Here is a 21340-nt window from a genome sequence, read left to right as displayed (position 1 = left end):
GAGTAGAATAATCTTCTACCCTTACCTCGCTATAATTGAGCCAAACATCATTGATATATAGTTGACAATTAATAAACAATAACTAATTATCCACCATATAATTTACAATTTGGATGTAATCAATGAGTATTTTAGACGACTCGGTTATCTTTGCTGCGGTTATTCAGCAAGGAGGGTTCAGTCGTGCTGCTAAATATTTAGGTATTTCTAATGGATTGGTAAGTAGACGCATTACGCAGCTGGAATCACAGCTTGGGGTCAGCTTGATTAAGCGTACAACCAGAGAATTGCATTTAACCCCGGAAGGCAAGCTATTCTTCCACCACGCTGTCCGCATACAGCAAGAATTAGACTCAGCAATAAGCCTCATTCAATTGTCTGCAAATAAACCGAGAGGATCCATTAGAGTGAGTGCCCCTCCCTATTTTGGTCGACATTATTTAACATCCATTATCATGAAATTTTTAAGTGATTTTCCTGATATTAAAATTGATTTAGTGCTGTCCAATAATCAATTAGATCCCATTAAAGAACAACTCGATTTAGTAATACGTGGCGCAGGATTTATAGCTGAGCCACGCTTGCAAGACAGTAGCATGCAGATGAAATTATTATTGAAGGATAAAATTGGATTATATGCAAGTGCATCTTATTTGCGCATGCATGAAGAGCCTAAATGTTGTGCTGATTTATCTTCTCATTTACTTATCAATTATTCATTTCAAAATCGACTTCAGGAAAAAGAAAAATGGCCTTATTTAAAAAATGAGCTTCCTGGGGAATTCGTCTTTGAACCTACATTTAACGCCAATGATATTGAAAGCTGCATGAATGCATGCGCTTCGGGACTTGGCATAGGCCGGTTTACCGAGTTAAATGCCCGAAATGCAATCCAAAAAAAACAAGTCCACCCTATTTTAGAACAATATGATTGGGGAACTTATCATTTATTTGCTATCTATCCACAACAGCAAACTCTACCCGAAAGAACAAGGTTGTTTCTGGATTTTATTTTTGTGCATACGAAAGCATTGCTAAGCGACACAACATTACACAATAAACCGCCCCGTACTATGCATTCTAAACCAATTTAGACTAGTCTCGTGCAAGAGTAAATCCACTAAAAAATCTCCGTATTGTCCTACAGCTAGACCGGCTTACCTTCTCTTTAACGCTTTATATCTAAATAGTAAAATGTGTTATTAATAATTGGCCATTGTTTAAATATTTTTAGTTCGATAGATTGCTTAAACACAACGCACAGGGTGCGCTTCGATATTCCACTTAAATTAGCCACAGGGAATTGAGCATGAACGACTATAATTTTATTGAACTACCGGTGATTGATATTTTAAAGACGTTAGATAACAAAACAGGCGATAAAGAATATAATAAAATCAAGGAAGCATGCAGAAAATACGGCGCTTTCTTTATTCGTGGATTTGAATCAATCGCACAATTAAATGCTCATGGTCTTTTTTCTGAATCATCTTGTTTCTTTGATCTGGATATATCAATAAAAAATAAGTACGTTGCATCTGCAGATAATCACTATTTAGGTTATAGGGGAATGGGAAGTGAATTTAGTGAGTTAGCCCATCGCCAATATGAACCTTGTGAACAATATAAAGTTGGTTATTTACACGACATCAAAAGTAAAATGTCAAAAATTGACACAGAGTCAATTCAAGCCCATCGTTTAATTTTTAAAAAATATTTAGAATCTTCTTTTTATTCTTTTGACCGTATTGGAACATACATTTTATCCGCCATCGCTAAGAATTTAAATTTAGGAGAAAACTATTTTAGTAGTCATTGTAATAATCCCAACCATCAATTAGGGCTTAATTGCTATCCAGCACAGACCACCTCTTTAAACGGGGATAATATTCAGCAATATGGAATGAGTGCACATAAAGATTTATGCCTTGTAACCCTAATTGCTCAGGACAAACCAGGGTTAATGTTAAAGGATGAGTATGGTGAATGGAAAGTAGTTCCCTATGTTCCCAACACATTACTTGTCATGCTAGGTGAGTTTATTGAAAATTGGACTGATAAATATTATCAAGCACCACTTCATCAAGTTTTGAAATCAACTGCTCAGAGAAGACTATCGATTATCTATAAAATGCGTCCCAATTATAACACTGAAATTCCTGTCATTGAAGGCATCAATCCTCACTCTAATAATGCCTCCCGAAAAAGTATTCATACAGGAAAAGCTTATGATAATAAATTAAAGAATATTATGTATATCAATAAAAAAAAGGAAGAAGGTATAGAAAATGCGATCTAAAATTTTCTTATTACGAGAGTCTAGCAATGGTGAAAAAAGGGTTGCATTAATTCCTAGTGATGTCAAAAAAATAATTAGTCTGGGCGCTATTGTTTATGTGGAGGATTATGCAGGCTTTGGCGCCGGATATACCAATGCGGATTATACAGCTGTCGGTGCTATCATCCGTCAAATTGACTTCGAACAAATTGAACGCTGCAAACAAGTATTTGGTGATATAGATATCATTGTACGCGTTAAACGCCCTAATCGAAAACGCGAGAAAATAGAAAACAGTGTCATTAAACCCCACACTAAAATAGTAGGCTTATTAGATATTCTTGAACGAGGTGCTGAGCATATTTCAGAATATAAGCAAGCTAAAATTGAATATTACTCATTGGATCAGTTTATTTTTCCTCCGGGAACTCCGATGGATTCATTGAAGGAAATGAGCAAAATAGCAGGTAAATTAGCACTTCAACACGCTATTTACACTTTTGCAAATCCCATTAAACACATTTCAATTCTTGGTGGCAGTGAAGCAGGTAAAGCAGCATCGCAAGAGTGTATTAGGCTCAACCTGGCACATACGATCATAACTAGTGACCGCTCTAAATCGAAACATCTTTTGTCACAAGGTATTCATAGTGAAGTTATCGAACGTGATTTACCGCTAGAAGTGAGACAAGATAAAATTTACCAAGTGGTTAAGGATTCTGACATTATAATAACTACTGCATCAGTCGCATGGACTACGGCACCGTTATTAATTTCCGAATCAACCTTATACAAATTAAAGCGAGGAACAGTCCTTGTTGACTTAGCAACATCGGATGGTGGGAATGTATTTGGTAGTAAGCACGATGAAATAATTACGCTATCAAATGATGTAAAAATTATTAATGTCAGTGGATACCCCAAAAAGGCCCCGATTGAAGCAAGTCATTTTTTGAGCCGCGCAAATTGTTATTTCCTGCACCTGTTATTAACATCATATGAAGCTTTGAAAAATGCGCATAATAGTGCTGTACCAAAAGAATAATAATTGAACTTCTTTAAACCTTTAAATAAACAGATCAAGGAAAGTCAGCCAATTCAAAGCCCTACCCAACATCTAACGCCTACGCTACCTGAACACGAAAATTAATGCTATTGAAATCACAACAAATTCCTGTGCAACAGGCGCAGCTTCGATCGGAGAACCTAAAAGATACCTCCCATAACTGGACCATCAGTTAAATATTTTTTCTTAAAAGCACAAATTGCTATTTTAACAAACAACCGATTGATTTAAAATGAAGCACCCTTAAGGGAAATTAATCCAATATTCTTCAAGTGTACTACCGTTCAATGAATGCCTTAGCCAATGGACTATTAATTACATCTTGTAACCCAAATTAATAATAAAAAAGGAGTACCAAAATAAATGTTCAGAGACCTCATCCTACAAATGCGCCGTACATTACAGCAACATAATATTAATGTTGAGCAAGAATGGATTAACGTTAAGGACTTTGCATCAGCTCAACTCTACAAAACTTACTTTGACCAAAATTACAACCGTTTCTGGACCTTCGAAGATCCGCAATATATTGCGCGATGTCGTTTATATTCAGAGAATAAAGAGGAATTTATAACGATTGAGGATATAAGCAATGCGTTTACACAAACCTGCGATTTAACTGATCTAATAACCACACCCGAAAATGAATTTTTGTCAATATTTCAAAGTACGTTACAGAGCAAATCCCAAGCGAATACACCAGTCCTCCCTACGTTTGCTTTTTAACTATATTAATAACTCTCCGAGCTAAAACTACTTTCGCTTTTTGGGGGGCTTATTTGCCCAGCATTACATGAAAAATGTAAGATTGTTGTTGCAATTCTAACGTCAATCAAATTATGTTGTGCTTCCCTCCTTCTAGTTATAAAGACTATTAACTCTCTTCATCCATTTGAACACTCCCCCACATCCCGCTCAGAACAATTGTTCATCAATGACCTCCATTATTCAAGAGTTTCTCTTTGTCACAGTGCTTTGGCGTGGTGTCAAAACAGCTAAGACAAGAGCAACAATAAATAAAGCAGGAACATCACCATATAAATGAGCAAAATGCTGAGGGTAGTATAGTGCTTGGATTGCCATGATACTGCCATGGACTATACTAGACCAAACCGTAAACCAAATTAAACTTAAGTGCTGAATTGGATCCTTCGCGGCCAGGATTAAAAAAATTCCCAATGTAGCATAAACTCCTAATATCATTTGTAAATAGACATTCTGACCCACTAGATGCAATGCCCAACCGGAAGGCCAAAAACGAGTTAAGGGATATACTGCGAAGGTAAATATCAGTCCAAAAATCACTAAAGCAACACGAAGCATTTTATAATCGTTGTGGATATCCATAATAAACTCCTGGTGAAATACACCTACTCCTTATATTAATTATAGATTGGATGTCATTAGCAAGGAATTCGAAGCTCTCGTTGCTGAATATCTTTTAATATATAGCCGATAAGAGTGATAATCATTACCTGGCATCAGCTCTGTCGCCATGGAAGCAAGCTACTCATTCCTCGAACTCAAAACACGCAAGCAATTACATGCTTATCAAAAAGTCTTACCGCCATGTCTCCTCCAAAATAAGGTCAGCCTTGAAAGAAGAAAATAAACCTTAATTGAACAACTCCTGACAGCCACTATACTCATAGTGTTGAACAAAAGGAGAATATTATGAATAAAAATGAAAATGGAAGGGCACAACAAAATCCCCAAGATCAAGAAGGATCACAGGGCCAGAAAAAACCTGATCAAGAACAGAAAAAACCTGTTCAAGAACAAAAAAATGAGCGGTCCGGACAAGGAACCAATCGATAATCCACCTCTCGCTAGAAGTTTTTTCTAGCGAGCTCTTTTTAAAGCCCCGTCTTTAAGAAAAGAACACTATACCCCGCTCTGGACAGAAAAGGATATTTTAATGAGTAAGGGAGAAGTGGTGGATGTGGCTGCAAACCTTTTTAAGTAGTTGCTATATTATAATTTAGAGCAAAATGAAATCCACTCCCCAATACCACTAAAGCATGAAAAATTTCATGATATCCAAAAAGAGTAGGAAAAGGATCCGGCCATTTTAAAGCATAGATTAGAGCCCCTAAGGTGTAAGCTATACCTCCTAAAACTAATAAATGTAAATTTATTACGTTTAGAGAAGATTGAATTTCAGCATAATAGAAAACACCAATCCAACCCATCACCACATAAAGAAGTGCGCGAGTCCATTTGGGCAAATGGGGCCATAGAGTTGTCATCAACATCCCAATAACTGCAATTAACCAAAGAGTTGATAATAACTGCAAACCTATTGCGGGTTTTAATTTAAGGAGACAAATAGGGGTTGCAGAACCTGCGATTAAAACAAAAATAGCAGCATGATCAATTCGCCTTAATAATAAATATTTTTTACGACTCCATATGTAACAATGATAGAGCGAACTAACCCCATATTGCATAATTAGACTTCCACTATATATCAGACTAGCTACGAAAGCCCGAGGTCCATTGCTGTAAATCATGAGGTAAGTACAAAGATAAAGAATAAGAAAAAATGCTACTCGATGTATGTGTCCACGTGCGAGAGGTTTCATTTTGAATAGTTTCCACCTGTCTTATCAAAATTAAATTGTCAATATCTCATTAGCTACATTTGAATATACATTATATAAAAATTTAAACCCAGCTCTTCGGTAGTATGTTTGAAACGCCTTAGTTTAATTTTTTGATTCTATAAATTCTTTTTTTATAATCTTAAAGCGAATAGGTTTTAATGAGTAATTATTAGATTGGGGTGCAGAACAGGCCGTTAACCCAATGATTAAATCCATCTGGCTTTGAAATATAATTTTATCTTCCGGCTTACTTAAAGGAGGATTAACGCGCGTTCTCCCTTTAGGTGTTAGACTTACATTCATAAAAATATTAAAAGTAGTGGTTATATGATCACAGGAAAGTTTATAAGGTAGAAATACTTGTGCTAAATGCTCATAACATCCCGGCGTTTCCCCTGGAATACCATAAATGATGTTGAACGTCTCGCTACTGCACGGAGCAAATAAAAAATCATGCTTTTTTACATCGTCATTAATAATACTCAGCATTTGATTACTTTTATTAGAATATAAATGATCCCCCGTAGAAAAAGCTATTTTTCCATTATAATCAATTGATTTCCCCGAACTGAGAAACTCACTCTTGTCATTAAGTGCAAAACAAAATAAATCCGCAACTTGTTCGCCCTCAACATCTTGCACTACTAGCAAATCTCCTTTATTTAAAACGAAAGCTTTTGCTGAGCACGGTTTTATCATTTCCCACTGTTGATGTGGAGAGACTTTCTTTATAAACGGTAAAGAGATATGTCCATAGGTTTCTCGACCACTGTATTGTAAGGCTTCTGAATCTTCACCAAAATCGTTTACCATCGGATTTACTGAGCCTGAATATTTTATGTCTCGTTCGCGAATTTTAGTTCGCATAGGCTCAAACTTTTCCCTTTGTTTTAATTGTTCGAATTGCGCATGAAGATTAAAAACTAAGGTAGGACGAATAAATTGTCTTGATTTTCGTGAGCTATGAGGATGGAGGCCTACAATAAAAAAACCATACCCTCCAATACTAAAACTAAAATGAGCATTGGTCACATCAGAGCTTACCTGGGTATCCCAAGGATAAATTTCTTTATCCAATTCATGCAGCCGTTGTAAACGATGCCATAATGAGGCCTCAAAATCTTTTTCTGAACTACCTAAAGGCAATTCAAAAATAACAGCCAATGTTTGTAGGGTGTTTTTTCTTTTTTTCCACAGTTCAATAAAATAATAAAGACTTACTAAAATATCTACATCATCTTGAGGGGAGTCTAAATTGTTAGCAATAATTACATTAAGGCAGTTTTTTTTAATGGCCGCTTTGGCACCAATACAAGGAAATAGCGGATCTTCAATAAAATGAAATAAAGCGCTTTTCAAATCTTCCATAAAAACTCCTTCAAAATAAAATAAGAGCTCGATTTTGAAATTATAAATTTAGTTTTAGCCCTGGTTTAGGATTAAAGGTTGGCTTACTGCTCAGTCAATCCTCATTAGAATTCTAGTGCGGATTGACTGAATAAATTCAAGAATTAAAATTAAGATGCTGCATTTTGCCTCTATTCATATTTAATTGGAGGATTATATTTTTTCCAATCTTCTTCCAGAGTACTGTTAGGACGTGCTTCATGAACGCCTAAAACAATGCCTCCGGATTTAATTCCAGATTCATAAATTTTAGCTTTATCCTCAGGAATTCCCCAACCGATTAAGGCTCCGATTAACCCCCCAGTGATTCCACCAGCACCTGCTCCGGCCAATCCAGCCGCTAAGGGTCCTGCAACAACTAAGCCTAAACCAGGAATAATGAGACTTGTTCCAATAGCAGCTATTGCCGCAACAATCCCACCTATAGCAGCTCCTGTAGCACCTCCAACGCCTGCTCCTTGAGGAGCTTTTGATTCTTCTTTTACTAAAACAGAATCATAGTATTTCTTGCGAGAATCTTCGGACATAATGACATTGATGTCTTTTGGAGTATACCCATTTTTCAATGCGTCATTATATGCTTTTTCTGCTGACTCTCTGTCTTTAAATAATTCCGTTGTAACGAGCATATCTTTTTTAGTACTCATGATAATTTCCTTATATGTTAATATAAAATTAATTTATTAATTTGAAGACTGCATTATTTATCGGGGTAACAATAAATAACTGTTCCTTTAGCATTTTTAGGCTTTAACACTACAGGATTCACTCTTGCGATCTGTGGTTTCTCATTAAGACAACGATAGCCAGAATAGGTATAATAATAATTACCTTCAGGCATTAAAAAACCCTTCGCAGTAGAATAAGTATGGTTATTTGCATCGACAGTTATAGGAATGTGTTTCCATGTTTTCGTTTGAGTATTGATTGGGTTTTCGGCTAAAGCCACCGTAGTCAATAGAGATAGGACTAAGTTTAGAATAAGTCTTTTCATTTTTAATAACTCCTTGATTTAGAATATTAATAAATAAAAATTCATACCGCCCTCATTTAAGTAGCAAAAAAATCAATGAACCGCTCTAGTTATTAATTTTTATCTCCACTCAGTTTTATGAGAATCATTCTTTATGGCCGGAGGTGGTAGCCACCTGAGAACTTTTTGATGCCTCATTTTGGCTTCATGCATGAGTTCCTGAGCTTTTAGGACTTGAGCCACTTGCTCTTTTTGTTGAGGCATGAGCGCCGCTATGAGAATGCGTTGCGTTTGGTTGAGATCCAGACATTTTATTCATGGCTGAACTCGAAGTAGATTGAGTTTGCCGCCCTAAATCTTGTGATTCTTCTTCAACATCATGGGACAAATTTATCCAGGATTTTTCCAATATATTAAATAATTGAGATATATAATCTAAACTCGTATGACTGTTCTCTATAAAAATTTTCATGTTTTTTTCTAATAAAGCTTGGGTGCCATGAATTTGTGTTATTTTTTGAGGCTCAAGGTAAGAAAATTTTTTCAATGTTTTTTGATTAAGTTCCATAATTTGTTGTATAGAATCACTTAAATTAAACGGATTTGTATTTAAGTTAACATATTGCATGGTGATCTCCTTATTGCATTGCACCATGTTATCTTAGGCTACTTTTAAACAATTGGCTGCTACAGAGATCCTTGAATGATAAAGGAAAACCCTACTAATACCATCCCTGGACAAGGCAATCAGGACATACAATAAGTCTAAGGTTTCCCCTATGTTATCAAAGGATAACCTTGGATGTTCTTTAATCAAAAAACAAATAGTATTGAGGCAAGTTTTATGGAGTATCGGAAAGAAGTATTGGGAGTAGTAATAATCAATATTATAAATTTCAAATAAACTTTATATCAATAAAGGTATAAGTTCTTATTCAATTATAGCCAATCTTGAGATGCTTAACAGAGATCTTTAGTATATTAGGAATCAAGATGTCTAAAATAAATCCAAATATCTTTATTGTGGAAGATGACACTGAAGTATGTTGCGCATTGAAATATCTTTTCGAATCAGTCCAGTTTAATGTAGAAATTTATAAAAATGCGGATCTCTTCCTAGAAAACTTTAATTATACTGTAGAAGGCTGTCTTATTGTAGATGTGCGTCTACCAGGAATGAGTGGGCTTGAGTTGCTTGAGCAGCTAAAACAAAATAAGAATAGTTTACCTGTGATCGTAATTACTGGATATGGAGATATTCAAATGGCTGTGCGAGCAATGAAGGCAGGAGCTACAGATTATGTTTTAAAACCTTTTAATGATCAATGTCTATTGGAGTCAGTACAAAAACAAATTGATGATTCTTCTAAGAACTATTCATGGAAACTAATTAATAAACAACTTAATGAAAAAATTAATAGTTTATCGAGCAGAGAACATCAAATTATTGATTTAATTTTAGATGGAAAATTAAATAAAGAAATAGCCTATGAATTGAATATATCTATGTCTACTGTAGAGGCGCATCGAGCAAGCATTATGCACAAGATGGAAGCCAAAACTGTAGCTCATTTTATTAAAATGTATTTACAAGCTCAAAATAATAGAGCTTTATTATAATGAAAGCAGAGTTTTCAATTAGGCCCTGAATAAAAAACTTGAACTAGTTTTTTTGATTGACTCAATACTTCAAGATGGTACTCTGCTTGAAAAATTAAATACTGATCCTAAAATAATGAAAAAAAAAAAAACTACCTCTTTAATTCCAAATTTAGATGATGAGGCTCTTAGCTCACCGTTTATCGTAGCAATTGGGGCATCAGCAGGTGGACTTGAATCATTAAAAACCTTTTTTATGCATTCTTTTGAAAACGCCAATATTGCCTATGTGATTATTACTCATCTCAGTCCAACTCATGAAAGTCATCTGCCTGAATTATTACAATCATGCACCTCAATTAAAGTAGAGTCTATCAGCAATCATCAGAAAATTTTAGGTAATCATATATATGTCTTACCTCCTGGAAAATTAGTCACCATTCAGCGTGGTGAATTGGAATTAATCGATCCGAATACGCAGCCAATAAAAAAATTGCCTATTGATTTTTTCTTGGCTGCTTTAGCGCAAGATCAAGGAAAAAAAGCAATATGTATTATATTATCGGGAATGGGTCATGATGGCAGTATAGGACTACGAGTATTACGAGAAAATGGAGGGCTAGTGATTGCCCAAAACACTCAATCCGCTCGATTTGAGGGTATGCCTAAAAGTGCAATTAACACGGGGTTAGTCGATTACATCCTCCCGCCTGAAAAAATTTATTCTTTCTTAATCAAATATATTGCTCACTTAAATAATAAAATAGCCACCCTTGATGAAAGCATCTTTGATGAAATTCAAAAAATTTTAAAATTAATAAAGCACCATACAGGACATGATTTCTCTCTTTATAAATCCAATACCTTATTCCGTCGCATTCAAAAGAGATTAGGAGCTCTTTGTATTCATAATTTATCCGATTATATCTATTATATCCATCAACATCCTTCGGAATTAAATATCCTTTTTAAAGAACTTCTCATTAATGTGACTAGTTTTTTTCGTGATCCAGACGCTTTTGAAGTGCTTAAAAAAGAATTATTGGAAAAAATATTAGCGCATAAAGATAAAAACCGTGATTTAAGAATATGGGTTCCTGGATGTTCGACCGGTGAGGAGGCCTATTCTATTGCTATTATTGTCTATGAATGCATGCAGTCTCTAAAATTAAATTATAATGTGCAAATATTTGGAACAGATATTGATGAAGATGCTATAAAAATAGCGAGAGCCGGTGTATACCCTCTAAGCATTAACGCAGATATTTCTTCTGAAAGATTACAGCAGTTTTTTATTAAAGATAATGATTCTTATAAAATTAATATAGAAATAAGAAAAATGATCATATTTGCCGTACAAAATATAATCAAAGATCCCCCCTTTACTCGGCTCGATTTACTTAGCTGTCGTAATTTATTCATTTATTTAAGTTCTGAATTACAAAAGAAAATCTTTCCATTGCTGCATTACAGTTTGCTTCCTAAAGGATTATTGTTTTTAGGTACCTCTGAAACCATTGGTAGTTCTTCTAATTTTTTTAACACGGTAGATAAGAAATGGAAAATTTTTGAACGAAATCAAAGAAAATCCTCCTTCATCTCAAATCGAGAAATAACTTTTAAAAATGATCTGCCAACAAATGCAACAATATTGGAAAATAATATGCAAGATACAGAGCAAAATCTGTCAAATTTGATTAAGAATATACTACTAAAATATTATGTTCCTGCGTGCGTAGTTATAGATGAAAAAGGAATGATCGTTTATGTTTATGGTAAGACCAGTAAGTTTTTAGAGTTTCCCTCAGGAGAAGTACGACTTTCTTTTCTTGATATGATTCGTCCGGAATTAAGATCCGTATTACACAGTGCAATTCATAAAGCCTTTGAACAACAAAAAGAAATTATTTTAGATAATCTTCAAATTAAAGAAAATGATGTACTTAAATACATCAATATAAAAATAAGACCCATCAACAAAAATACTTTAAGTAACAAGTTATTATTGATCTTATTAGAAGATACCCCCCAAGCGATAAATGAAAAAATTGAGCCCCAAACTAAAGATAAAAAAGTAACCCAATTAGAACAAGAATTAAAGTATACAAAAGAGAATTTACAAACGACTATAGAAGAGTTAGAAACATCAAATGAAGAACTTAAATCCAGTAACGAAGAATTACAATCCACTAATGAAGAGTTACAAAGTACCAATGAAGAAATCGAAACCTCCAAAGAAGAATTACAATCTTTAAATGAAGAATTATCAACTGTTAATACAGAGTTAGAAAATCGTATTGAGCTACTATCAAGTGCAAATGATGATATTAAAAATTTACTGGATAATACTGAGCTAGCAACAATTTTTTTAGATAAAAATCTTTGTATTAAACGGTTTACTCCGAAAGCCACGGAAATTATTAATCTAATTGCAACAGATGTTGGAAGACCGGTAAGTCATATTGTTTCTAATTTAGAGTATGAAAAATTAGTTGAAGATGCCAGAACTGTGTTACAAACTTTAGAGCCGATTAGCAAAGAAGGTATTGATAAAAAAGGGCATTGGTATGTTATTAGAATTATCCCTTATCGTACAGTTTCAGGACACATTGAGGGAGTGGTAGTTACGTTTTTGAATATACATAGTCAAAAGAAAGCAGAAAATAAACTATGTACCTTGGAAAATGAGTTAACGATTCTAAAAGAATCCAATACCACCTTACTCAATGCCATTCCTAGCCCTGCTATTATTTTAACTATAGAGGCCAAAATAATCATGGCAAATACCCTATTTTTGGCCCGATTTAATATGCCCATTGAGGAGGTTGAGGCTCATTCCATTTATAAATTAAAACTCGGGTGGGATATAACTAATTTGAAAAACTTAATTGAAAAATTATTACCATCACAGAAAATAGTAGAAAATTATAATTTTAAAATTTCAGAAACTCAAACGAGTCAAATTAAAGCACAGATAATTTCTTCTTCAATAATTTTACTTATATTCTCTGACATATAAATAAAACAATGGGAAACTGACATGTTAATGGATTTAAAGCATGAAGAATATACGCAACATTATGTTCATAAATTAAACCAAAAAATTATTTCTTTAAATGATGAGTTAAATGCATTAAAAAAGGAACATCAGAATTTGTATGACTACAATCCTTCAACTTTTTTGACTATAGACAGTAGTTACATTATTCAAAATGTTAACTTTCAAGCAGCACTGCTTTTAGAGCGTGAGAGAAAATCATTATTTAATCATTGTTTTTTAAATTATATTTCAGGAAGCGACCAAGAAAAATTTCAAATTACCATAAATACTCTCTTACAGGAAAAAATAAAGCAAATAGGTGAATTAGAAATATTACGAAAAAATGGTGAAAGAAAATATGTTACTTTTGAGAGCTCTTTCCTCGAAAAGAGTTCTTTAATTTTAATTCACTTAATAGATATCTCCTCTAATTATTTACTAAAACATCAAAATAAGGATTTAGAAAAATCGTTCATTTTACTCAATCAGTTATCTCATGGAACTACTGAGGGGCTTGCTGCCATTGACGAGAAATTTAACTTTAAAATTCTAAATAATACATTTGTTGAAATATTTTCCAAAATCTTTTCCGTTAAAGTCACCACAGGTATGAATTTAATTACGAGTCTTTTTGAATTTCCTGACATAGAATTAAAAATTATTAATTCCATAGAAAATACCCTAGAAGGGAAAAAAAAACCTATTATTATCGAAAGCCGCAGTAATAAAGTTGAACTCTATTACTGCTATCAAATTGATATTCTGGATAACATGGAAAATAAGAATAAAGAATTTATAGTTAGGATTGGAGATATTACCGAATTAAAATTACAAGAAAGGATTCAGCATAAATTGCAGCAAGAGCTAGCTCATTCTTCCCGAGTAAGTGCAATGGGAGAAATGGCGTCCGCTCTTGCCCATGAAATTAATCAACCTCTAACAGTAATTAATGTTTACAGTCGCAGCTGTCTCTTTTTAATAAAAAACAATCTCAACACTCAAGATATAGATAAATTAATCTCTCCTCTCGAAAAAATTGCAATGCAAACCGAGTTGGCGGGAGAAATTATTCATAATATGAAAAACTTTATGCGTGATGGAAGTATTTCGATTGAAGAAACTGACATTAATCTATTAATAAAAGATACTATTTCCATTTTGCGGTATGAGTTGTTGGATTCTAAATTAAAAATCGACTTGAATTTAATGACAAGGCTGCCAAAAATCATGATAAACAAAGTTCATATAATGCAAGTAATTTTAAATTTAATACGTAATAGCATCGAAGCATTTCAGGATGATCAAGAAAAAAACAATCAAGTAATAATTGAAACCACTCAATCGGAGAATTATTTAGTTGTTGATGTACGTGATAATGGCCCTGGAATCCCGGAGGCATTTAAAGATAAAATATTAAAAGCTTATTTTACTACTAAATGTAAAGGTACTGGGATTGGACTTGGAATTTGTAGGTCATTAATAGAAGAGCATGGTGGAGAACTACATCTAAAAGAACATCCAGGCAAGGGGGCATGGTTTACTTTTACATTACCAATTTTTGGTCTAAGTTCCCATGAAAGATACTAAAATTTGTATTATTGATGATAATCAAAACGTTTGTGACTCCCTTAAATTTTTGATTCAAACGTTCTACAAACTCGATGTTGAAACGTATAATAATCCCCTCCAGTTTTTAGAAAGATTTTCGCCTACTTGGCAAGGATGTTTAATTATTGATTTATTTATGCCTTCATTAAGTGGTATGGAGCTGATGAAAAAGTTAAAAAAAATTAATAACAACTTATATATAATTATCATAAGTGGTCATGGAACCCCTGCAGTAGCAAATGAATGTTTAAAATTAGGCGCCTATGCCTTTATAAATAAACCCCTTAAAATAGATGACCTTCTGTGCAAAATAACTTCGATTACGCAGTTAATTGAAGCGTGAATTTTTTGATGAGTATAACCACAGTACATTCATTAATTCCACGAGGATATTACCTACCTTCTTTGGGTCCCCCCTCTGTAATTTCTGTCACCTTTGGAAGCAAGTGTTGATAACTTATTTGAAATAATACCGTATTTTTTACGGTAATATAATTTGCTTATATGTATTAAAGCAGCACAAATAATGGTTAACAAATGAAACAATACTCTCCTGAATATCTAGCAGCCAAACAGGTTATTTTCAACACTTATGTAATGCCATTTTTAAATGCGATACAAAATGCAAATTTACCCATAGAGAAGGTGATTCAAGTAAGCATGAACCATTTTCAAATAAGTGTTGCGAAAAGTTACAGTATTAATTTGGCTAATTATCTGCAAAATATTAATCAAACAAATACAGATCCTTGGCTTATAACACTACTCTTAATAAACGAAGAATTTAAAATCGCCTATGTTAAATTAGGGCAATTTTAAACAGAAGAGGTAGATGTAGACGCTGAGAAAAAAAAGAAAACAAAAAGAAACCGAACAAACTAGAACTATGGTCCGTGAGTTATTACTCGAAAAATTAGCTCTTTTTCCCGAGTTTTACCCCACCCAAATTGGGTACTAAAGTAATCCTTTCTACCGATGAAGCAACAGAAAATCAAGCAGAATCATCTGCTGGGCCTAATAGAGAACATAGGTAAAGCAGCCCCTTTTGATTACGATAAAGACCCATAATCGTATCACACAAAAAAACATGCCCATTTATAGGGCATATTTACTATAATTTAATATAGGGAAGTAAAAGATAAAGAGGAACTTATCATGAGCATGATTAGGAAAATCCACATAGTATTTTATTTATTTGCTTCCATTATCTTATTTAACACAGCATTTGCAGATCCGTTGACAGATATAGCCAGATTAAATTTAATTACTGGTAGTGTTAGCTTACTTCCTGCAGGAGAGGAACAATGGGTTGATGCATCACTTAATAGACCTTTAGTTGTAGGTGATAGTCTATGGATAGATGCATCTGCAAAGGCGGCGCTGGAATTTAACAACAAAACCGCGATTTGGCTTAATAGCTCGACCAGTTTCAAAATAATAAATCTCACAGAAAATCTAAGGCAATTTCAGTTGGCAGAAGGAACCATGGTTTTAATTGCAAACGAAATAAAAGCTGGTCAAACTTATGAAATAGATACACCCAATATTGCCTTAATTATTAATAAGCCTGGATATTACAGAATTGATGTCAAAAGCAAAGAAGACTCCTCTTCAACTGGAGTCAGTATAAAAATAGGTTTGGCTGAAGTATATGGCCAAAATACCTCTACTCCCCTAGAAATAAAAGAAGGGACTACTTGTCGTTACACAGGTATTGATCTTCAAAACCCTGAATGCAACCTATTCAAGTCTTTAGATGAGTTTGATAATTTGGTATTACAACAAGAAAAGCACACTTTAGAGGCTAAAAATACTCCTAATTATGTTTCCCCTAGTGTTTTAGGCTATCAGGATCTTGAGTCTTCTGGTAGCTGGCAGACTGACGAGAACTATGGAGCTATCTGGATACCAGAAAATGTAGGTTCAGAATGGGCTCCTTACAGCGATGGACAATGGATATGGTTAAATCAATGGGGATGGACGTGGGTGGATAATCAACCATGGGGATTTGCACCGTTTCATTACGGTCGTTGGGCTTTTATCGATGAGCAATGGGCTTGGGTTCCTGGTCCTGTAGATGTTGAAGCTATCTATGCACCTGCCTTAGTCGTTTTTGTTGAAACAGACAGTAACAATATTTCCTGGTTTCCTTTGGGTCCTGGTGAAATATACACTCCTGCATATGCAGTGAGCCGTGCTTATTTTAATAGATTAAATATGAGTAACACTTATTTTCACAATATTGATGTTAATAACTGGTATAGAAAAAATAATTCTCAATTTGACTATAAAAATAAACACATTGAGAAGGCGATTACTAGTGTTAATAAAAATACCTTTATAAATGCTCAACCAGTTAATAAAGCAGCTATTAAACTTACCCAGCCTGAGTTGCTTAAAGCGTCTTCTCTCACTCATGCACCAATAGCGCCTACAAATCAAAGCATATTGGGGGGGGCCCTTACAAAAGGGGTGAACCCCCCAGATAACGTCTCTCATCAGCGCATCATTATTAAAAATCCGCCCCCTGCCCCACCCGCCCCTTTTACTAAAGTAAAAGGTGAGTTAACAAACAACCCAGGGGTACCATTAAATAGTCAAAACTCAAATACACCATTGCCAACCAAGGTAACCCCACAACCTTTAAATAATCCAGTCAAGAAAAATCAGCAAATTCAACGCCCTACGGAGCATCCAACTCCGATGCAAACTCCTTCACAACGGCCTGTGATAAGGCATGAGAACATTCAAAAATCTCCTGCTCAGCCCGTGATAAGGCATGAGAACATTCAACAACCTCCTGCACAACCCGTGATAAGGCATGAGAACATTCAACAACCTCCTGCACAACCCGTGATAAGGCATGAGAACATTCAAAAATCTCCTGCTCAGCCCGTGATAAGGCATGAGAACATTCAAAAATCTCCTGCTCAGCCCGTGATAAGGCATGAGAACATTCAAAAATCTCCTGCTCAGCCCGTGATAAAGCATGAGAACATTCAACAATCTCCTGCTCAGCCCGTGATAAAGCATGAGAACATTCAACAATCTCCTGCTCAGCCCGTGATAAAGCATGAGAACATTAGACATTAAAAAATTATTGTGAATTTAAAAGTATTAATTGAATGATAAATATGGTGCCTCCATGCACTATGCTAGAGCAAATAAAATTGCGGAAAATAAGCGGATTAAGACTAAAAAGCTACCACAGAATTACCTTATGGTTTTGAGGTAGTGGGAAGGTGCTCTTCACGTCGTTCTTTAGTATTTTTCATACTGCTCTGGAAAAAATTATATGGTGTAACAAATGCTTTTTGACGCGGGTTCAAAACATTATCGAGTTGGCTAAATGCATCCATAAATTCCGGAATATATGTTTTCAATTGATGATTATCGTTGTAACGGATGATTTCCCCAATAAAAGAGCCAGTATTCCTAATGCGTTTAAGAAATACAGCGACATCCAAGGCATTTTTCACCGCCTCCTTTAGTGGGACCGTTGAATGTTCAAGAATCATTTTAAATAAATTAAAGTCATTATTAATTACACAAAGTCCTAATGAAGTAAGCCCAATATCGCGTTTTATATTCGAATCAGCACCATGTTGTAGAAGAAGTTTACACATTTCAATGTAATCTTTTTTATAGGCGATTTCCAACAGAGATTTAGATGCACCATCAACATTCTGGATTAAGCCATTCACATCCAGATCTTTACGTTGTGCAACCAAATATTCGAAAATAGACTCTCGGTTATATTCCACCGCAGTTTGAAGTAGTGCGCTGGTTTTAAGAGAGCAAATTTGGATGAGAGCACCCAGTGAATTTTGCATCGCTCTATAGCGATCGTCATTTCTTAATATATCCAGAACATAACTATTAATTTCTTCTTGCAATTGGCGCATTTTGTCCAAAACACTAATAAAATCATCCGTATTATTGTGGTTCGTTTTTTTGGAACCTTTTGGGGACGGGTTGGTATCACTTTTTTTGAGAATATTTAATTTTTTTTGATATAATTCATATTCTTGCAGGATTAAACTCGACGTTCTGGTTTTTCTATTACGGCTCAAAGCGTTAATTTTGTTGTTCAGGCTATCCAGTTCCATAGAATGAGATTTGTTTTCCATCGGTTTGCTTTCCCCTATCAAGGACAGCTCTTCGGAAACAGGGGTCGCCGCTATAACCGGAACGTTACCGCGAGGAGCGGATTCAAAAGAGGCTAATTTTTGTTGCGTATTGTCAAGTAAACTTTTATATACTCCGATACCAGCTAAATGATTTTGATTAAACAGGGTGGCGCTTTCAATAAAATCAATCAATTCGCATAAACTACGTTTATAGTTTGATAATGTTTTTTTGAGTAATTTTTGAGATTGATGGGTCTCCGCTAACCTACTCAAATTATGTGCTTTATTTGTGAGTCTATCATACTGTTTTTTGTAGCTTTGCTGCTGTTCTGAAAGAGTATCTAGAAAAGTTTGGATATTTTTTTTGCCAAAATTTAATAATTCTTCTTTAGATTCTAGTTCATGGAAATTATTCTCTCCATCTCGGAAGGTATAAAAAAGATAATCACCAGATAAAGTATAAAAGAGGTGTACGCAATATTCGTCCTCAACGTTATCTATTAAATTTACCGTCAAATGAAATGCGGAATGGGCCATTTCTTTTTTATCTTCTTCATAAATGGAAATATGAGCATCAACAGCGATAAGCTTATATGTATCGATATTAATTCTATTTTGAGGCAACAAGGGAAAATGCAACATATAATAAGGGCCATTGTCTAACGAGTTGCTCGGCTGAATTCGAAATCCTTTTTTAAACGCTTCGGGTTGCTCATCAATAAGCAGATATAATGGATTACTGTTTACTTTCATTTTAATACTCAGTTAGTTCAAAGAATTTACGTTAAAAAACATTTAAAAATGTGCTTTTTATTAACCTTATGATTGTTGTTTAGACTTTCAAAAAGAGAGGGAGTATAAATAATAAACATTATCGCAATATTAAGAGATCGCTTTATTTTATGCAGTATGTTGAGAATTTGTAATTCCTCACATTGCCAGGCAACTTAATTTAATCAAATAGATTGCAATTTGATTCAAATGGGTGATTATCTCTCGATAGAATTCCACCCTGTTAATGCATTTCTTCAAACACATCTTGTCACGGAGCAACAACCTAATCATTAAAACCTCGTTTTATATTTGATGTTAGAATCAAGACTCGGTAATAAGCATCAAAAACAATTCTGTGCTCCACATTTCTCATAAAAATTGGTGATGCAGGAAGCATAGAAATGTTCAATCTAATTTATCTGTCAGGCATGATGTCATTGTCCCTTTTAGTTGCTATTTGCCTGCTGTGTTTTTTCAAAATAGATTCAAACATGTTATTAAGAAGAGATGGATGAACTAGGAGGCAATAATGCCATTTGATACTTTTTATTGAATATCACCACCATAGCGACTATTTACTTGACCATACTCTTTGTGAAAAAAATTAAATCAAGCGGCGAAAGATAAAAATCTTGGAGGAAGTAAAAAAGCAAACTGGTGTCTGGTGAGCTAATCAACATATTAATGAGGAAATATTCGATGATTATTTCGCAACCAATAAATACTTTATAGATTTAAAAGAAAAAATAAAAACCGCCAAGCGGTACTTCAGTACAAACTCTGGCTTAGATGCAGAATCCTTTTGCCTATGCAATTTTGGCTCAAATAAAGTTTCTTTCCTAACATAAGAGCACAATTTCTTAATTGTGCTCTTATGTTACGTCATTCGCTAACAAAAATGACGGAATATAGATAAATTAACTCTATACGACAAAGGTGATTTGGGCGACTAATTGATTTGCATACGTATTATGAGCACCAAGAGCAAATGGTACGGGAACAAGTTGATTATTTACAAGCATCTGTCCTCTTTTCAAGGCCGCATCACCTAAACTACTGAATCGATAACCTAACCCCAAACGGGTATATTGATTAACATCTGCATCCACCCCAAGCCCAACATTGTAGCTAAATCTAGTTGCATTATGCTCTGCGAAGAATGGAGTTGTATTCCCCCCCCCTGCTTGAACAGCCGTTGCCCGAAAATGCTCCATATTAGTAACTGCTGCCCCTATTCCAGCTGAGGCATAAGGATGATAACGTGCGTAAGTAGTCGTTAACAATTTTGCTGAAACAAGGAATTGGTGCGCGAGGAAATTGTAATTGTAGCGATGCAGCGTTGATACCCCAGATGCCATACTTACAGTATTAAGCCCCTGTACTCCCACAGGGCCAAAATAATTATACTCCAGACCGGCTTGCACCAATAAATTATACCAAGATATTGGGTGTTCAATTCCGATAAACCCTCCCAAAAAACCATCGCTTTGACCATCTTTTAAACTTCGGTAGGAATAAACAGTACCTTCACTCCCCAAGTAAGAAGCCCTCCCCCCGGCATTAACATTGGCATAACCGCCAAAAAAAGAAATCACTGAACGATAGCTCGTAGTCGCACAATTAATACTGGATATACCTGAGTCACCAGCTAAAGCACATGAAGAGTACCAGCAAGCCCCAACAATACCTAGAACAGAAATTCCTAAACGCATATCATTTATCCTTAAATTAATTTCTTTTAATATGTTACATAAGTAGCGATGCTAACATAATATTTTGTGATAATAAGCAATCAATTAGAATTAATATGAAGTGACGGAGTCACTTCATGGCCGTGATTTCTGGGCCCCGGGCCAACC

The 21340-nt window shown here is 34.7% G+C and carries 19 protein-coding genes; 11 read left to right on the top strand and 8 right to left on the bottom strand.

Features of this window, described 5'->3' with window-relative positions:
* Nucleotides 1-122 precede the first annotated feature (122 nt).
* The 4 genes from E1P08_RS15660 to E1P08_RS15645 all read left to right on the top strand — a co-directional run bounded on the left by E1P08_RS15660 (nt 123) and on the right by E1P08_RS15645 (nt 4070).
* Nucleotides 123-1094, top strand: coding sequence for a LysR family transcriptional regulator (locus tag E1P08_RS15660; RefSeq protein ID WP_133137936.1), 972 nt, complete (start codon nt 123-125; stop codon nt 1092-1094).
* A gap of 215 nt (nt 1095-1309) precedes the next feature.
* Complete coding sequence (locus tag E1P08_RS15655) at nt 1310-2299, top strand: 2OG-Fe(II) oxygenase family protein (protein ID WP_133137935.1); 990 nt, start codon at nt 1310-1312, stop codon at nt 2297-2299.
* The gene (locus E1P08_RS15650; protein ID WP_133137934.1) at nt 2289-3323 is read left to right on the top strand and encodes a Rossmann-fold NAD(P)-binding domain-containing protein; all 1035 of its coding nucleotides are present in this window, start codon (nt 2289-2291) and stop codon (nt 3321-3323) included. Before E1P08_RS15655 ends, E1P08_RS15650 begins: the two co-directional genes overlap by 11 nt.
* A 384-nt stretch (nt 3324-3707) precedes the next feature.
* A complete protein-coding gene (locus E1P08_RS15645; RefSeq protein ID WP_133137933.1) occupies nt 3708-4070 on the top strand; it encodes a hypothetical protein in 363 nt (120 codons plus the stop codon).
* Between the two features lie 222 nt (nt 4071-4292).
* On the opposite strand, the gene E1P08_RS15640 is transcribed toward E1P08_RS15645, so the two are convergent.
* The gene (locus E1P08_RS15640) at nt 4293-4691 is read right to left on the bottom strand and encodes a DUF6632 domain-containing protein (RefSeq protein ID WP_133137932.1); all 399 of its coding nucleotides are present in this window, start codon (nt 4689-4691) and stop codon (nt 4293-4295) included.
* 327 nt (nt 4692-5018) lie between these two features.
* Between E1P08_RS15640 and E1P08_RS17260 the strand changes: the two genes are divergently transcribed.
* Complete coding sequence (locus E1P08_RS17260; RefSeq protein ID WP_165485210.1) at nt 5019-5162, top strand: hypothetical protein; 144 nt, start codon at nt 5019-5021, stop codon at nt 5160-5162.
* A 140-nt stretch (nt 5163-5302) separates the two neighbouring features.
* Here the strand turns inward: E1P08_RS17260 and trhA are convergent, their stop codons facing one another.
* The 5 genes from trhA to E1P08_RS15615 all read right to left on the bottom strand — a co-directional run bounded on the left by trhA (nt 5303) and on the right by E1P08_RS15615 (nt 8958).
* A complete protein-coding gene (gene trhA, locus E1P08_RS15635) occupies nt 5303-5929 on the bottom strand; it encodes a PAQR family membrane homeostasis protein TrhA (RefSeq protein ID WP_133137931.1) in 627 nt (208 codons plus the stop codon).
* Nucleotides 5930-6052: 123 nt separating this feature from the next.
* The gene (gene gntA / locus E1P08_RS15630; RefSeq protein ID WP_133137930.1) at nt 6053-7318 is read right to left on the bottom strand and encodes a guanitoxin biosynthesis heme-dependent pre-guanitoxin N-hydroxylase GntA; all 1266 of its coding nucleotides are present in this window, start codon (nt 7316-7318) and stop codon (nt 6053-6055) included.
* Between the two features lie 170 nt (nt 7319-7488).
* Nucleotides 7489-8004, bottom strand: a complete 516-nt coding sequence (locus E1P08_RS15625; RefSeq protein ID WP_133137929.1) for a hypothetical protein — start codon at nt 8002-8004, stop codon at nt 7489-7491.
* 53 nt (nt 8005-8057) lie between these two features.
* On the bottom strand, nt 8058-8351 hold the full coding sequence (locus E1P08_RS15620) for a hypothetical protein (protein ID WP_133137928.1): 294 nt from the start codon (nt 8349-8351) through the stop codon (nt 8058-8060).
* A gap of 184 nt (nt 8352-8535) precedes the next feature.
* Nucleotides 8536-8958, bottom strand: coding sequence for a hypothetical protein (locus tag E1P08_RS15615; RefSeq protein WP_133137927.1), 423 nt, complete (start codon nt 8956-8958; stop codon nt 8536-8538).
* Nucleotides 8959-9323: 365 nt separating this feature from the next.
* Here E1P08_RS15615 and E1P08_RS15610 point away from each other — a divergent pair, with 365 nt between their 5' ends.
* From E1P08_RS15610 to E1P08_RS15585, 6 genes are all read left to right on the top strand, one after another.
* Nucleotides 9324-9950, top strand: coding sequence for a response regulator transcription factor (locus E1P08_RS15610; protein WP_133137926.1), 627 nt, complete (start codon nt 9324-9326; stop codon nt 9948-9950).
* A 52-nt stretch (nt 9951-10002) separates the two neighbouring features.
* A complete protein-coding gene (locus E1P08_RS15605) occupies nt 10003-12948 on the top strand; it encodes a CheR family methyltransferase (RefSeq protein ID WP_133137925.1) in 2946 nt (981 codons plus the stop codon).
* Between the two features lie 21 nt (nt 12949-12969).
* Entirely contained in the window at nt 12970-14556 is a 1587-nt protein-coding gene (locus E1P08_RS15600; RefSeq protein ID WP_133137924.1) for a PAS domain-containing sensor histidine kinase, read from the top strand.
* Entirely contained in the window at nt 14543-14920 is a 378-nt protein-coding gene (locus tag E1P08_RS15595) for a response regulator transcription factor (protein WP_133137923.1), read from the top strand. The genes E1P08_RS15600 and E1P08_RS15595 overlap by 14 nt, the downstream gene beginning before the upstream one ends.
* A 194-nt stretch (nt 14921-15114) precedes the next feature.
* Complete coding sequence (locus E1P08_RS15590) at nt 15115-15396, top strand: hypothetical protein (RefSeq protein WP_133137922.1); 282 nt, start codon at nt 15115-15117, stop codon at nt 15394-15396.
* A 336-nt stretch (nt 15397-15732) separates the two neighbouring features.
* Nucleotides 15733-17670: a DUF6600 domain-containing protein gene (locus tag E1P08_RS15585; RefSeq protein WP_133137921.1), complete on the top strand. Its 1938-nt coding sequence runs from the start codon at nt 15733-15735 to the stop codon at nt 17668-17670.
* A gap of 125 nt (nt 17671-17795) precedes the next feature.
* Here E1P08_RS15585 and E1P08_RS15580 read toward each other — a convergent pair whose 3' ends face one another.
* Together E1P08_RS15580 and E1P08_RS15575 are read right to left on the bottom strand one after the other, a co-directional pair.
* A complete protein-coding gene (locus tag E1P08_RS15580; RefSeq protein WP_133137920.1) occupies nt 17796-19460 on the bottom strand; it encodes an ankyrin repeat domain-containing protein in 1665 nt (554 codons plus the stop codon).
* A gap of 944 nt (nt 19461-20404) precedes the next feature.
* Nucleotides 20405-21193, bottom strand: a complete 789-nt coding sequence (locus tag E1P08_RS15575; protein ID WP_133137919.1) for an outer membrane protein — start codon at nt 21191-21193, stop codon at nt 20405-20407.
* Nucleotides 21194-21340: the final 147 nt, after the last annotated feature.

This window comes from Legionella rowbothamii, assembly GCF_900639985.1.
GTDB classification, from domain to species: domain Bacteria; phylum Pseudomonadota; class Gammaproteobacteria; order Legionellales; family Legionellaceae; genus Legionella; species Legionella rowbothamii.
Note: the sequence above shows the minus strand (reverse complement) of the source record. Positions and strands in the feature narration are given on the sequence as shown.